The sequence below is a fragment of the Pseudomonas mediterranea CFBP 5447 genome (assembly GCF_000774145.1).
In the GTDB taxonomy this organism is placed as follows: domain Bacteria; phylum Pseudomonadota; class Gammaproteobacteria; order Pseudomonadales; family Pseudomonadaceae; genus Aquipseudomonas; species Aquipseudomonas mediterranea.
The window spans coordinates 550721-564095 of the sequence record NZ_KN322986.1; the positions used below are offsets into that span (position 1 = coordinate 550721).

Annotated in this window: 13 protein-coding genes; 6 read left to right on the top strand and 7 right to left on the bottom strand. The window is 63.2% G+C overall.

Annotated elements, in window-relative coordinates:
* Positions 1 to 16: 16 nt before the first annotated feature.
* Together rhlE1 and yedA are read right to left on the bottom strand one after the other, a co-directional pair.
* The gene (gene rhlE1, locus N005_RS19375) at positions 17 to 1354 is read right to left on the bottom strand and encodes an RNA helicase RhlE1 (protein WP_047702665.1); all 1338 of its coding nucleotides are present in this window, start codon (positions 1352 to 1354) and stop codon (positions 17 to 19) included.
* A gap of 58 nt (positions 1355 to 1412) precedes the next feature.
* Positions 1413 to 2315 carry a drug/metabolite exporter YedA gene (yedA, locus tag N005_RS19380; RefSeq protein ID WP_047702666.1) on the bottom strand — a complete coding sequence of 301 codons (903 nt, stop codon included), beginning with the start codon at positions 2313 to 2315 and terminating at the stop codon, positions 1413 to 1415.
* Positions 2316 to 2476: 161 nt separating this feature from the next.
* On the opposite strand from yedA, the gene N005_RS19385 reads away from it, so the two are divergent.
* Positions 2477 to 2929, top strand: coding sequence for an Lrp/AsnC family transcriptional regulator (locus N005_RS19385; protein WP_047702667.1), 453 nt, complete (start codon positions 2477 to 2479; stop codon positions 2927 to 2929).
* Positions 2930 to 3059: 130 nt separating this feature from the next.
* Here N005_RS19385 and N005_RS19390 read toward each other — a convergent pair whose 3' ends face one another.
* The 3 genes from N005_RS19390 to N005_RS19400 all read right to left on the bottom strand — a co-directional run bounded on the left by N005_RS19390 (position 3060) and on the right by N005_RS19400 (position 5102).
* Positions 3060 to 3671, bottom strand: coding sequence for a 3'-5' exonuclease (locus tag N005_RS19390; RefSeq protein WP_047702668.1), 612 nt, complete (start codon positions 3669 to 3671; stop codon positions 3060 to 3062).
* A gap of 22 nt (positions 3672 to 3693) precedes the next feature.
* Complete coding sequence (locus N005_RS19395) at positions 3694 to 4173, bottom strand: LabA-like NYN domain-containing protein (RefSeq protein WP_030140338.1); 480 nt, start codon at positions 4171 to 4173, stop codon at positions 3694 to 3696.
* Between the two features lie 158 nt (positions 4174 to 4331).
* Positions 4332 to 5102: a DUF2076 domain-containing protein gene (locus N005_RS19400; RefSeq protein WP_047702669.1), complete on the bottom strand. Its 771-nt coding sequence runs from the start codon at positions 5100 to 5102 to the stop codon at positions 4332 to 4334.
* 176 nt (positions 5103 to 5278) lie between these two features.
* On the opposite strand from N005_RS19400, the gene N005_RS19405 reads away from it, so the two are divergent.
* Positions 5279 to 5938, top strand: a complete 660-nt coding sequence (locus tag N005_RS19405) for a membrane protein (RefSeq protein ID WP_047702670.1) — start codon at positions 5279 to 5281, stop codon at positions 5936 to 5938.
* A complete protein-coding gene (locus N005_RS19410; protein WP_047702671.1) occupies positions 5935 to 7014 on the top strand; it encodes an endonuclease/exonuclease/phosphatase family protein in 1080 nt (359 codons plus the stop codon). Before N005_RS19405 ends, N005_RS19410 begins: the two co-directional genes overlap by 4 nt.
* Before the next feature lie 261 nt (positions 7015 to 7275).
* On the opposite strand, the gene hrpB is transcribed toward N005_RS19410, so the two are convergent.
* Positions 7276 to 9792, bottom strand: coding sequence for an ATP-dependent helicase HrpB (gene hrpB, locus N005_RS19415; RefSeq protein ID WP_047702672.1), 2517 nt, complete (start codon positions 9790 to 9792; stop codon positions 7276 to 7278).
* Positions 9793 to 9887: 95 nt separating this feature from the next.
* Here hrpB and N005_RS19420 point away from each other — a divergent pair, with 95 nt between their 5' ends.
* Together N005_RS19420 and N005_RS19425 are read left to right on the top strand one after the other, a co-directional pair.
* On the top strand, positions 9888 to 10307 hold the full coding sequence (locus N005_RS19420) for a hypothetical protein (RefSeq protein ID WP_047702673.1): 420 nt from the start codon (positions 9888 to 9890) through the stop codon (positions 10305 to 10307).
* 28 nt (positions 10308 to 10335) lie between these two features.
* A complete protein-coding gene (locus N005_RS19425) occupies positions 10336 to 11229 on the top strand; it encodes a cation diffusion facilitator family transporter (protein ID WP_047702674.1) in 894 nt (297 codons plus the stop codon).
* Between the two features lie 153 nt (positions 11230 to 11382).
* Here N005_RS19425 and N005_RS19430 read toward each other — a convergent pair whose 3' ends face one another.
* Positions 11383 to 12390, bottom strand: a complete 1008-nt coding sequence (locus N005_RS19430) for a DUF6515 family protein (protein WP_047702675.1) — start codon at positions 12388 to 12390, stop codon at positions 11383 to 11385.
* A gap of 415 nt (positions 12391 to 12805) precedes the next feature.
* Here N005_RS19430 and N005_RS19435 point away from each other — a divergent pair, with 415 nt between their 5' ends.
* Entirely contained in the window at positions 12806 to 13285 is a 480-nt protein-coding gene (locus tag N005_RS19435; protein ID WP_024780290.1) for an Lrp/AsnC family transcriptional regulator, read from the top strand.
* Positions 13286 to 13375 lie beyond the last annotated feature (90 nt).

The window sequence follows — 13375 nt, forward strand, 5'->3', positions numbered from 1 at the left end:
GGGAACGATCAACGGGTCAGGGTTTCTTTTTACGCGGCCCGGTATTGAACACCGGCACTTTGCGCACCGGCTTGACCGAAGGTTCCACCGGCCCCGTGTCCCCGCTGTCCACCCACTTGCCGAGGTTGCGCTTGCCACCACCGCCCGGCGTTTTTGGCTTCTTCGGCTTTTTCGGCTTCTTGATCACCTGGCCACTGGCGTCGGTATCCGGCACCCGGTGTTCAGGCTCGAAGTCCTGCTCCATCTGGCGAGTCAACGTCTGGCGGGTCAACATCTCGATGGCTGACAGCAGGTTCACTTCATCGGCACACACCAGGGAAATCGCTTGCCCCGTGGCGCCCGCCCGGCCAGTACGGCCAATGCGATGGATATAGTCTTCGGCGACGATCGGCAAATCGAAATTCACCACCAGCGGCAGGTCTTCGATATCCAGCCCACGGGCGGCGACGTCGGTGGCCACGAGGATCTGGACTTCACCGAGCTTGAAACGGTCCAGCGCGCGCTGGCGGGTGGCCTGGGGTTTGTCGCCGTGGATGCCGTCAGCGTTGACGCCCAGTCCCTGGAGTTTTTCCACCAATGCATCGACGCCGTTGCGGGTCTTGGCGAATACCAGCACCTGCTTCCACTTGTTCTTGCGCAGCAGGTGCACGAACAATTCCGGCTTGCGCTTCTTGTCCACCGTCACCACCCATTGCTTGACAGTGTTGGCGGCGACGTTGCGCGGGCTCACTTCGATGCTCAGCGGATCGTTGAGCATCTGCCCGGCCAGCAAACGGATGGCGTCGGAAAAGGTCGCCGAGAACAGCAGTGTCTGGCGCTTCTTCGGCAGGGCCCTGTAGATATTCGCCAGCTCTTCGGAGAAGCCCAGGTCAAGCATGCGGTCGGCTTCGTCCAGCACCAGGGTCTGCAACTGGTTGAACTTCAGCGCGTTCTGTCGGAAGAGATCGAGTAGGCGTCCCGGCGTGGCGACCAGCAGATCGACACCCTTGCGCAGCTTCATCATCTGCGGGTTGATGCTGACGCCACCGTATACCGCGTAGGTGCTCAACGGCAGGTTTTGCGCGTACTGGCGCACGCTTTCATGGACCTGCTCGGCCAATTCGCGGGTCGGCACCAGGATCAGCGCCCGCACCGAGTTGGCGGCCACTTTCGGCCCTTCGGTGGTCAGCAACTGCAACAGCGGCACGGCGAAACCGGCGGTCTTGCCGGTGCCGGTCTGGGCCGCGGCCATCAGGTCGCGACCGGCCAGCACCGCCGGCATGGCCTGGGCCTGTACCGGGGTCGGGGTCTGGTAGCCGAGCGTCTCGAGGGCGCGCAACAAAGGTTCGATCAGGCCAAGGGTGGCGAAAGTCATGGAAGTACCGTAGGAAAAATCAGCGCAGGGTGTGCAATGCGCGGCAGTTTACCTTAATTCAGGATTCAACCGGCGCAGGCTTGGGCTTGCGCCACTGAGGCAGCCCGATCAACACCACGGCACTGATGATCACCAGCATCGCCAGGGACTCTTCGACACCGATGCTTTCGCCGGCAAACACGATCCCCAGCAGCACCGCCACCGCCGGGTTGACGTAGGCATAACTGGTGGCCGCCGCCGGCCGCACATGCTTGAGCAGGTACATGTAGGCGTTGAAGGCAATGATCGAACCGAAAAAGGTCAGGTAGGCCAGCGCGAACCAGCCTTCGAACGGCGGGATGCGCTCCAGCTGTTCGCCACTGGCGAAACTGCCGATCAACAGCACCACGCCGCCCACCAGCATTTCCACGGCACTGGCCATCGCCCCCGCCGGCAAGGGCAGATGTTTGCTCAGCACCGAGCCGAAGGCCCACGATGCCGCAGCGAACACCAGCAGGGTTGCACCCAGCGGACTGGATTGCAGGTTTGAGCCCAGGTTGAGCATGGCGATGCCGATCAGCCCCAGCACAATGCCCGCCCATTCCAGGCGTGTATTACGTGCCCCCCAGAAATACCCACAAAGCAGGGTAAACAAAGGCACCGTCGCCACAGCCAACGCCGCGACCCCGGACGCCACGCCGGTGTGCTCGGCGACACTGACCGCGCCGTTGCCGAAACTGAGCAGCAGCACGCCGATGATGGCCCCGGCCTTCCACTGCGCCCAGGTCGGCGCCGGCGCCCCGCGCCAGCGCAGGAAGCCGTACATGAGCGAGCCGGCCAGCACGAAGCGAATCCCGGCCAGCAACAACGGCGGCCAATGCTCCACGCCGATGCGAATCACCAGGTAAGTCGATCCCCAGATGACATACAGGGCGAAGAAAGCAGCGATCAGCGGCAGTGGAAAACGGCGTGGGCCAGGCATGGTCAGCTCGAAGTCAGGACAATGAAAGACGTTATTCTAGAAAGGCGACGAACGGAAAATAAGCTACAAAACCTGTTTATCCTACCCATACACTTTTCAAATCAAGGAGATCGGCGCTATAAACCGTGCTTTCGAAAGTCATGTCATCTGGAAGCCAAACCGTGGATAAATACGACCGCATGCTGCTCAGCGCCCTGTTGGAAAACGGTCGTGCGTCCTACGCCGAACTGGCCCGCAAAGTGAACCTCTCGGCCCCGGCCGTGGCCGAACGCGTCAGCAAACTGGAGGCCAGCGGCATCATTACCGGCTACCAGGCCAAGGTCGACATGGCCAAGATCGGCCTGCCGGTGCAGTGCGTGATCGAATTGCGGATGAACCAGCACGGCAACCAGAAGGCCTACGACGACTTGTGCAAGATTCCCCAACTGACCGAATGCCACCGCGTGACCGGCGACCCCTGCGTGATCATGCAAGCGGCGGTCGGCTCGATGCCGGAGCTGGAAGAACTGATCAACCGGATCGCCAAGTTCGGCTTCAGCAAGACCTCGATCGTGCTGTCCAGTGCCATTGAAAAGCGGGTGCCGCTGGGGCAGCTGGAAAGCAACGGCAAGTAGCCGCTTTCACCTGTGGGCGAGCCTGTGGGAGCGAGCCTGCTCGCGATAGCGCCAGCCCAGTCAATATTTGCGGTGACTGACACACCGCTATCGCGAGCAGGCTCGCTCCCACATTTGGATGACGGTGCTCCTAGAACCCTCGATGGCGCTTGAGATGCTCATTGATCTTCGCGGCCGGGACCTTCTGCAAACTGCACAACAGATCATGGGACAACTCCCGCAGCCCATGCTTGTGCCGCAGTTCCGAAGCCAGGTGCGCGGTGAGGTTGGCGGCCATTTCGGCGTCGGCCATGGCCCGGTGGGCCTGGCCGGTATGGGGCAGGCCGGCAAAGGCGTTGAGGGTGCCGAGCTTGTGGTTCGGCGCGGCCGGTATCAGGCGTCGGGCGAGCAGCAGCGAACAGGCAAAATTCTGCAGGCGGGTGCGCTTGATCCGCCCCAGTTCGAAGTCCCAGAACTTCTGGTCGAACGCGGCGTTATGCGCCAGCAGCGGCGTGGTGCCGACGAACTCGTTGACCTCGTTCATCACCCGCTCGGCCGACGGCGCGCTGCGCAGCATGGCATTGCTGATGCCGGTCAGTTGCTCGATGAAGGCCGGCACCCGCACGCCGGCATTCATCAGGCTCTGGTAGCGGTCGACGATCCGGCCTTGCTCAAGCATCACCACGGCGATTTCCGTGGCCCGGCAACTGCTGCTCGGGGTGATTCCGGTGGTTTCAAAGTCGATGACTGCGATGCGTTCCAAACCTGTCTGAACTCCGTAACGATCAATTCTTGAGCAGCAGCGCGCCTTCGATGGGCACGTAGCGACTGGCGGCGCGGATCAGCGAGTTGGCCGTCAACCCCGGCACGCCGTACGCCACCGCCTGCACGCCGTGCTTGCTGATGATGCGTTCGAGCAGCATGTCGAAATCGCCGTCACCCGAGGCCAGCACGACCTCGTCGACATGGTCGGCGGCATCCATGATGTCCAGCGTGATGCCCACGTCCCAATCGCCCTTGGCCGAGCCGTCGCTGCGCTGGATGTAGGGCTTGAGCTTCACGGTGAAACCCAGGTTGCGCAGGATCTGCTGGAATTGCTGCTGCTTGCTGTCACCGCGATCGATCGCATAGGCGTAGGCCTCGACGATCTGCCCCTGTTTGCTGACATCGGCCCACAGGGCGGCGTAGTTGAAGTGACAACCATAGGCTTGGCGCACGGTGTAATAGAGGTTCTGAACATCGGCGAACACTGCGATTTTCTTCACCGCGGTTCCTCTTGAATGCACAAGCGCACAGGCTCTGGGTCAGGCATCAGTGGCCGATGTGGCCACCGGGCCCGAAAAGGCGCCCAGTATGCCAGCCCGGAGGAGGGTTCCGCGAATAATCGGTCCGAGGCGCGTGGGCACCCCGGACGAATGGCAGGTCAGACGAAGGAATCGTCGTCGCCAAAGAAGGAAGAGTCGTCGCTGTAGTCCGCGTCGCTGAAGCCGCCCTGGTCGTTGCCGTAGTTATCGTTGTCGGCCATGCGCTGGTCGTCGCCCCAACCGTTGTCGCTGCCGTTACCCACGTCGTTGACCGGTTGGGCCGGCTCTTCCTTGATGATCTCGACGATCTCCTGGGGCTGCTGACCGCTGTGGAACAGACTGCTGATACCTTGCGCCAGCATCACGCCACCCGCGACGCTGGCCGCGGTTTTCAGGGCGCCACCCAGGAAGCCGCTCGCTGCCGGGGCTTGTTGTTGCGCAGCGCCATAGCCCGCTGGCGGCGCACCGAAGCCCTGCTGCGCCTGGGCGTTGTTGAAAGACGGCCGCGCAGGCTCGCGCCAGCCGCCACCACCGGTTGCCGGAGCGCTTGGGGCGGGGGCCGGTCGCGAATCGCGACTGCTGCCACCAAAAATACTCGAGAGGAAACCACCGCCACCGCTGGGAGCCGAGGCCTGGCTGCGAGCGTTCTGCAGGTCCGCCTGCAGTTGCTGGACTTGCTCGGTCAGTTGCCTGTTCTGCTCGTCGAGGCGCTTGATTGCCGCCTCCTGCACCAGAATCGCCTGGGCCATGAAATAGCCGGCCGCAGGCTGGCTGGCCAGGTGCTCCTTGATCCGCGCCTCGGCCTGGGCGTCGCGCGGGGCTGAATCCTTTTCGGCCTGTTGCAGCCGTGAAAACAGTCCATCGATCAGGGTTTGTTCTTCGCTGTTCATGGCGACCTCATCAGATTGCCGGGTAGAAAACCAAGCCGGTTCCGCAGAACCGGTGCTCATCAGTAATGGGGTTTGCCACGAGGGTTTCAATGGTCTTTACCTGATGTTTACGTTTGCTTGTGCGGGTGCCTGATCGGTTAAAGTGTCGGACCGCTTCTGGACCTGCGATCCGACTCATGAATCCGTTTGACGTGCTGCGCGACTCTTTGTATTTCTTCAAGCGCCATCTGGGCCGGATCGCCCAGCTGTGCCTGCCGCTGGTGATACTCGAGGCCGTGCTGCAACAAGCCGTCGACAGCGCTCTCGGCCCGGATGGTTTTCCGGGCTACAGCGTGATCGTCGGGCTGCTGGTGTATCCGGTGTACACCGCCGCACTGATCCTGTTTCTCGACGCCCGCAGCCGAGGCGAATCGCCGCACATTCGCGACCTCCTCGCCGCGGCCCTGATCCTCTGGCCGCGCTTCGCGTTGCTGACCGCCCTCAACACGTTGCTGATCCTGCTGGGGATTTCGTTGTACATCCTGCCAGGCCTGTGGCTGATGGTGACCCTGGCGTTCAGCGAGTATCTGCTGGTGCTCCGAGGCCTGGCGCCGCTGGCGGCGATGAAGGAAAGCCTGCGCATGAGCCGCGGCCAGTTCTGGCGGATCCTGTTGTGCATCATGGGCGTGATGGGGCCGCTGTGGCTGCTCAAGGGCGCCAGCGTCTCGGTGTATCCGCCACCCCAGAACCCCTGGCTAGGCCTGTTGATCGACAGCATTCACAGCTTCCTGCAACTGTTCACCAGCGTTGTGCTGTTCCGGATATTCATGCTGATCGGGGAAAAAACCGAGCCATGACCCGTTTACTGCGCTACACATTGCTGGGCTTGTTGTTGGCCGTCTGCCTCGCGGCCCTGGCGATCTACGGCCTGACCTGGCGTCCACAAGCCCGGGAAACACTGCCGGTCAATTGCACCGCCGGCGCCGCACCGCTGATGCCCGGCCAAGCGGTAAAAGTGATGACCTGGAACGTCCAGTTCCTGGCCGGCAAGCGCTACGTGTTCTGGCACGACCTGGCCCAGGGCGACGATGAAAGCCCAACCCTGGAAGACATGGCGTTCAGCCTCGACGAAGTGGCACGGGTCATCCGTGACGAACAGCCCGGCATCGTCCTGCTGCAGGAACTGGACAACGGTGCCAAGGCCAGCGACTACCAGGACCAGCTCAAGTTGTTGCAGGAGCGGCTTGCCGACCTTTACCCCTGCAGCACCAGCGCCTTCGACTGGAAGGCCGATTTCATCCCCACCCCCCATATCTTCGGCAGCGTCGGCCGACAACTGGCCACGCTGAGCCGCTACCGCATCGATCACGCCGAACGGGTGCAACTGCCGGTGGCCGAAACCAACTTCATCAGCCGCCAGTTCCAACCGAAGAATGCCCTGCTGGTGAGCTATATGCCGCTGAGCGATGGCAGCCAACTGGCCGTGCTCAACACGCACCTGGAGCGAGCCGCGCAGCCGGACGACACCCTGCCCAGGCAGGTCACTGCCGTGGCCAAGGCCTTGGACAAGTTCGAATCCCGAGGCATGCCCTGGCTGATCGGCGGCGACTTCAACCTGCTGCCCCTGGGCCAGTACCTGCGGCTGCCGCCCGAACAGCGTACCCCCTACTCTGCCGACAGCCCGCTGCACCTGCTGTGGGACAAGTACCCGATGATTCCCACCAACAACGAGGCCAGCGGCATCGACCGTGCACACTGGCTGACCCACTACCCGAACGACCCCGGCCTCAACGGCCCGGACCGCACCGTCGACTATCTGTTCTACAGCCCGCGCATCAAACGGGTCGAGGCCCAGGTAAGGCAGGACGACACGTTGCGCATCTCCGATCATTTGCCGGTGATTGCGCGGTTTCTGCTGCCCGTTACGCCATAGCCGCAAACCTGTGGAACGGGTCTGCTCGCGATAGCCCTGTGTCAGCCAGTTTCAATGTCGACTGACAGGCCGCTATCGCGAGCAGGCTCGCTCCCACAGGAACCTGCTGATGAATAGCAATCGTGCCGCCAGCCCGGAGCCAATGTGGGAGCGAGCCTGCTCGCGATAGCGGATGTTCGGCCAATGTTGATGTGACTGACAGATGGCCATCGCGAGCAGGCTCGCTCCCACACGGGTGGGTCCACTTGGATTAACGTCTGTTCACTTACGCGGTTTGACCCGCGCCGTCGCCTCCGCCACTAACGGATCATCCGGCCAGTAATGCTTGGGGTATCTGCCCTTGAGATCCTTCTTCACCTCGGCATAGGTGCTGCGCCAGAAGTTCGCCAGGTCCTGGGTCACCTGCACCGGCCGGCGTGCCGGGGACAGCAGGTGCAGCTTGACCACCTGGCGTCCGCCGGCGATGCGCGGGGTGTCGGCCAGGCCGAAGAGTTCCTGCAAGCGCACCGCCAGGATCGGCGGATGTTCGCTGTAGTCCAGGCGGATCGACGAACCCGAGGGCACGCTCAGGTGATGGGGTGCTTGCTCGTCCAGCCGCTGCGGCAGGGGCCAGGGCAACAGGTTGTGAACAATGCTCGACAAGTCCAGGTTGGCAAAATGGCTGAGGCGCGAGACTCGGCCCAGGTAAGGCATCAGCCAATGTTCAAGACTGCCGAGCAGCGCTGCGTCGCTGACGTCGGGCCATTCGCTTTCGCCCTTGGCGTCCAGGTCCAGACGACGCAGGAGTGCCACCCGCGCCTGCCATTGCCGCAGTTCCGGCGTCCAGGGCAATAATTCCAGACCTTTGCGCCGCACCAGGTTCACCATGGCCTGGCTACGAGCGGACTCATCCAGGCCGGTCAGCGGTTCGCGGCTGAGCACCAGTTCGCCGACCTTGCGCTGGCGCTCGGCCCGCAGCACGCCTTCGCGTTCGTCCCAGTCCAGTTGATCCACCGTGTGCACCTGCTCGGCCAGTACGGAATCGAACAACGCCGGATCGAAATCCGTTGCCAGGTAGATCCGCTCTTCCCGCTGGCCCTGGCGGCTGCCGAGATCGGCGATCACCAGCCACGGCTGCTTCATCAGACTGTCAGCCTCGGCGAACAGCGCCGCACGGCCGTTGGCCAGGCGGTATTCCGCGCCGCCGGGTCGGCGCTGCTGCGCGACCCGATCCGGATAAGCGAACGCCAGCAGCGCTCCGAGCCAACGCGGATGATCGGGATCGGCCACGGCTTCTTCGGCCTTACCCCGCAAGTAACCGCGATACTGCCGGGCCAGTTGCCGCGCCCGCGTTACGCCGCCTTGTGCCCCCCGCGCCGCCCGTTCTTCGCCGGACAGCAAGGCCAGGCGACTGTGCAAATCCGCGCCGGCGCCCCTGAGAATGTCCCGTTCGCCCAACAACGCTGCCACGTTACAGGCCATGTCTGCCAGCCCAAGCGCCTGCCCACGCAGCAATAAATGGGCGATACGTGGGTGAGCCGGCAGTTCGGCCATGGCCTGGCCGTGGCGGGTCAATTGCTCGCCCTCCAGCGCCCCCAGGCGTTGCAGCAGGTCCTGGGCCTGGGCATAAGCGGCGCCGGGCGGCACGTCGAGCCAGATCAATTGCTGCGGCGTCACGCCCCAGCGTCCCAGTTGCAGGGCCAATCCGGCCAGGTCCGCCGAAAGAATCTCCGCGCTGCCATAGGCGGCCAGTTGTTCGTGCTGGTCTTCGGACCACAACCGATAACACACCCCCGGCTCCAATCGCCCGGCCCGGCCCGCCCGCTGAGTGGCGCTGGCGCGGGAAATGCGCTGGGTATCGAGCCGGGTCATGCCGCTGCCCGGGTCGAAACGTGGAACCCGGGCCAGCCCGGCATCGACCACCACCCGCACGCCGTTGATGGTCAGGCTGGTCTCGGCGATGTTGGTCGCCAGCACCACTTTGCGCAGGCCAGGAGGCGCCGGGTCAATGGCGGCACGCTGGGCCGCGAGGTCCAGTTCACCGTGCAATGGACAGAGCAGCACGTTACCGCCCTCGCCCAGGGCATCGGCCAGTTGCTGGTGAACCCGACGGATCTCCGCCTGCCCGGGCAGAAACACCAGCACACTGCCGGTTTCATCGTGCAGGGCTTCGAGCACGGTCTGCACCAGCCGCGGCTCGATGAACTCGCCGGGCTGGAATGGACGGCCCCAGCGCACGGTCACCGGGAACATCCGTCCCTCACTGCGCAGGATCAGCGCGTCGTCCAGCAACCCGGCCAGGCGCTCGCCCTCCAGGGTCGCCGACATCAGCAGGATCTTCAGCGGCTGGTCTTCGCGAAACAGCTCCCGACCGTTGAGGCTCAAGGCCAGGGCCAGGTCGGCGTCGAGACTGCGCTCGTGGAATTCATCGAAAATCAGCAGCCCCACACCTTCCAATGCCGGATCGTCCTGCAGGCGGCGGGTGAGGATCCCTTCGGTGACCACTTCGATACGGGTGCTTGGGCCCACCTTGCTGTCCAGGCGAATCCGGTAGCCGACGGTTTCACCGACCTTTTCACCCAGTTCACTGGCCAATCGCTCCGCCGCAGCCCGTGCCGCCAGGCGTCGGGGCTCGAGCATCAGGATGGTCTGTCCGGCCAGCCACGGCTCGTTCAGCAAGGCCAGGGGAACGCGGGTGGTTTTACCGGCACCGGGCGGTGCTTCGAGCACAGCTTCATGGCGTGATGCCAAGGCTTGACGCAGGGCAGGTAAAACTTCATCAATCGGCAAAGAAATCATGCTGGCTCCAAAACAGAGGGCCGAGTATAACGGCGAACTGTTTGGCGTGGTCTGGACTCAAACCAACAACGCCCCTACCTGCTCAGGAGATTGTTATGCGTATTCCCTTTCGCGTGATCGGTGGTGTCCTGGTCGCCACCCTGCTGACCCAGGTCAGCGCCTGCGGCTCGATCTTCTACCCTGACCGTCGCGGCCAGATCGACGGCAAGATCGACCCGGCCATTGCCGCACTCGACGCCGTCGGGCTGCTGTTCTACATCATCCCCGGCCTGATTGCGTTCGCGGTGGACTTCGCCACCGGCGCCATTTACTTCGAACCGGGCAAGACCGCCCAGGTCGCGCCGGAAAAACTCAAGCAGGCCATCAACCCTGACGGCAGCGTCGACAACCATAAGCTGCAGGCCATCCTGGAAAGCGAACTGGGCCGCAGCTTCCCCCTGGACGATCCACGGCTGATCCAGCACAAGGGCAGCGCGCAGCAACTGGCCGCCCTTGGACTCAAGCCGGCCGCATAACGGGCGCCACTGAAGGAACGACCGCGCCATGACCACCAGCACCGAACACGCTCGCCTGTTACGCCTGGCCACCCGCGCCTCGGTGGCCGTGGCGTCGATCCTGATTATTGCCAAGGCACTGGCCTGGTGGCTGAGCGGTTCGGTGAGCATGCTTGCCGGCCTGACCGACTCGGCCCTGGACGGCGTCACCTCGCTGCTCAATCTGCTGGCAGTGCATTACGCCTTGCGCCCCGCCGATGCCGATCATCGCTACGGTCATGGCAAGGCCGAATCACTGGCCGGCATGGCCCAGGCGCTGTTCATCGGCGGCAGCGCCGTGTTGATTGCCCTACAGGCATTCGAGCGTCTGAAAAACCCGGTTCCGGTGGAGGCACCCTGGCTCAGTGTTGGCGTGATCGTGTTTTCCCTGGCACTGACCCTGGCGCTGCTGGCATTGCAGCATCGGGTCATCCGCGCCACCGGCTCCAACGCCGTGCGCGCCGATTCGCTGCATTACCGCTCTGACCTGCTGCTTAACGGCAGTATCCTGGTGGCGCTGGTGCTGGCCGGGTTCGGCTGGTACCAACTCGACGCCTGGTTCGGCCTGGGCATCGCCGCCTACATTCTCTGGAGCGCCATCCAGATCGCCCGGGAAAGTTTCTCCGTGCTGATGGACGAAGAACTGCCGCCCGACGTCAGCCAGCACATGCTGGAACTGGCCTGCGCCGTGCCCGGCGTACTCGGAGCCCATGACCTGCGCACGCGGATTTCCGGCAACCACTGGTTCGTGCAACTGCACCTTGAATTGCCCGGGGAGCTGACCCTGTCAGTGGCCCACGGCCTCAGCGACCAGGCCGCCGATGCCATCCACCGGGCCTATCCGAAGGCCGAAGTGCTGGTGCATGCCGATCCCTCGGAAGTGGTGAAAGCGGCCAGCGCCTGATGCTTGCAGGAGTCATTGTGGCGAGGGGATTTATCCCCGCTGGACTGCGAAGCAGTCCCAAAAACTTGCAATTCAACTCGTCAGCCAAACCGAGGTCTCAGGTTTCAGGGCTGCTTCGCAGCCCAGAGGGGGACTGCATTCCAGGCTGAATGTTCAGTAACTCACCTGATACCCACGACTGCTCAGGCAATTCCCCTGGGCCTGCCGATAGGTCTGCACCACTTCCGGCGCGGGCGGGTAGGTATAGTTGCGCGGGTCGAAACCGCTCTGCTGCACCGCCCAGCGATAGCACTCGTAGCCGTCCTGATTGACCTGCTCGGGAGACTGGCCGTTGGCCGGATAGGCCACCACATCGAAACCGTTGCCCTGGGGTTGCGGCTGCGGGTTGGCGACTGGCGCGTCGACCACGACGTAGTCCTGGGTACTGGCTTCGTAAATGTAATAGGCGCCGGCGGCGAGGAAGAACAGCGAACTGCCAATCCACACTTCCCGGGCATAATCGGGCAGGTAACGGGTGCGAATGCCCCGTGGCGGCTGCACCACGACATAGCGTGGTCCTTGTGGGCGATACCAATAGCCGCCCGAGAAGAAATAGTCCTGGCCACGATAGGGCACGCGGTAGTTGCGATCCGGGAAGCGATCGATGACATAACCGGGACGATACTGCGGCCCCGGCCCCCAGCCATTGCCATGTCCGTCCGGGCGACCGGCCCAGTGCTGGTCGGGGCGATTGTCATGCTCGGGGCGTGGCCGATTGCTCGGATAGCCGTCGCTGCGGCGCGGGATATCGCGGTAGTAACCCGGTTGCGGCTCCCGGGTCTGGGTCACGCTGTCGGGCCGCCCCTGGATCGGCAGGTTATTACCCGGCTGTTGCTGCGGCGGGCGACCATGACCGTTGGGGTCCTGGGGCGATCGATCATAGGACGGGCCACCCTGGCGCTGGGCACCGGGTTCGAACTGACGACTGTTGTCACCACGAATGATTTCATTGCTCTGGGGCCGCGGCTGGCCCGAGTACCCCTGACCATTGCCGCCACGCCCATCGCGCCCCCGATCACCGTCGGGACCACCGCGATTCTGCTGATCATCGGCCATCCCTTGCGCACTGACACTTGCCCACAACAGACCAACACCTGCCAGACGCCAGATGCGCGACTTCATGTTATTCCTCACAACGGTTCAGGGCCTGATGATAAGACTGGGAAAAGCCCAGGCCGGTTCTGCACCAGATTATCAGCAGCGCCACTTATTTCGCAGGCATTAAAAAAGGGAGACCCGTCGGCCTCCCCTTGAGAACTTCGTCCGTGCTCGACGCTTTTGACGTCGGCTCACCTCACGCCGTCTTCTGGACAGTGTGCAGCTCGGGGGCCTGCCAGCACCGGTGGGTGCCGCGACCGCAGCCGGCCTGCTTGGGCGGGCTGCATTGGACTGTTTGTCCGAGCAGTGATCTTGGTAATAAGAATAAGCCTGGGGCGTCGACAGATGATTGCTAAGATTGCGGAAATAAACATCACTTGCGCAATTTTTACCCTCGGATAGATAATCCCACGCAATTATCAAGATAAAGGCCCGATTGATGAGCAAACTCGACCGTTACGACCTGAGCATTCTGGCGGAATTGCAGCGCGATGCACGCATCTCCAACCAGGAACTGGCCGAGCGCATCGGCCTGTCGCCCTCCCCTTGCTCACGACGGGTCAAGCAATTGGAGGACGACGGCTACATCACGCGTCAGGTCGCCCTGCTCGACCGAAAGATGCTGGGCCTGAGCCTGACCGCCTACGTGCTGATCGGCATGGACCGCCACACTCCCGAGCGCTTCGAAAACTTCGAAGCGGCCATCCGCAACCTACCGCAAGTGCTGGAATGCAGCCTGGTGACCGGTATGGACGCGGACTACCAGCTCAAGGTGGTGGTGCCGGACATGGACCACTATCAGAAACTGTTGCTGGGCCACCTGACCCGGATCGACGGCGTCACCAGCGTGCGCTCGAGTTTCGTGCTGAACCAGGTGCTCAGCAGTACCGAATTGCCGTTGACCCATCTGCGCAGCTGAAACCGCCATCGCGAGCAGGCTCGCTCCCACATTGATCGCGATCCCCTGTGGGAGCGAGCCTGCTCGCGATAGCGTCAGCCCAGGCGATGA

Coding starts and splice junctions, on each gene's coding strand:
- rhlE1 (WP_047702665.1), bottom strand. CDS start 1,354: ATGACTTTCGCCACCCTTGGCCTGATCGAACCTTTGTTGCGCGCCCTC.
- yedA (WP_047702666.1), bottom strand. CDS start 2,315: ATGCCTGGCCCACGCCGTTTTCCACTGCCGCTGATCGCTGCTTTCTTC.
- N005_RS19400 (WP_047702669.1), bottom strand. CDS start 5,102: ATGAACAGCGAAGAACAAACCCTGATCGATGGACTGTTTTCACGGCTG.
- N005_RS19405 (WP_047702670.1), top strand. CDS start 5,279: ATGAATCCGTTTGACGTGCTGCGCGACTCTTTGTATTTCTTCAAGCGC.
- N005_RS19410 (WP_047702671.1), top strand. CDS start 5,935: ATGACCCGTTTACTGCGCTACACATTGCTGGGCTTGTTGTTGGCCGTC.
- hrpB (WP_047702672.1), bottom strand. CDS start 9,792: ATGATTTCTTTGCCGATTGATGAAGTTTTACCTGCCCTGCGTCAAGCC.
- N005_RS19420 (WP_047702673.1), top strand. CDS start 9,888: ATGCGTATTCCCTTTCGCGTGATCGGTGGTGTCCTGGTCGCCACCCTG.
- N005_RS19425 (WP_047702674.1), top strand. CDS start 10,336: ATGACCACCAGCACCGAACACGCTCGCCTGTTACGCCTGGCCACCCGC.
- N005_RS19430 (WP_047702675.1), bottom strand. CDS start 12,390: ATGAAGTCGCGCATCTGGCGTCTGGCAGGTGTTGGTCTGTTGTGGGCA.
- N005_RS19435 (WP_024780290.1), top strand. CDS start 12,806: ATGAGCAAACTCGACCGTTACGACCTGAGCATTCTGGCGGAATTGCAG.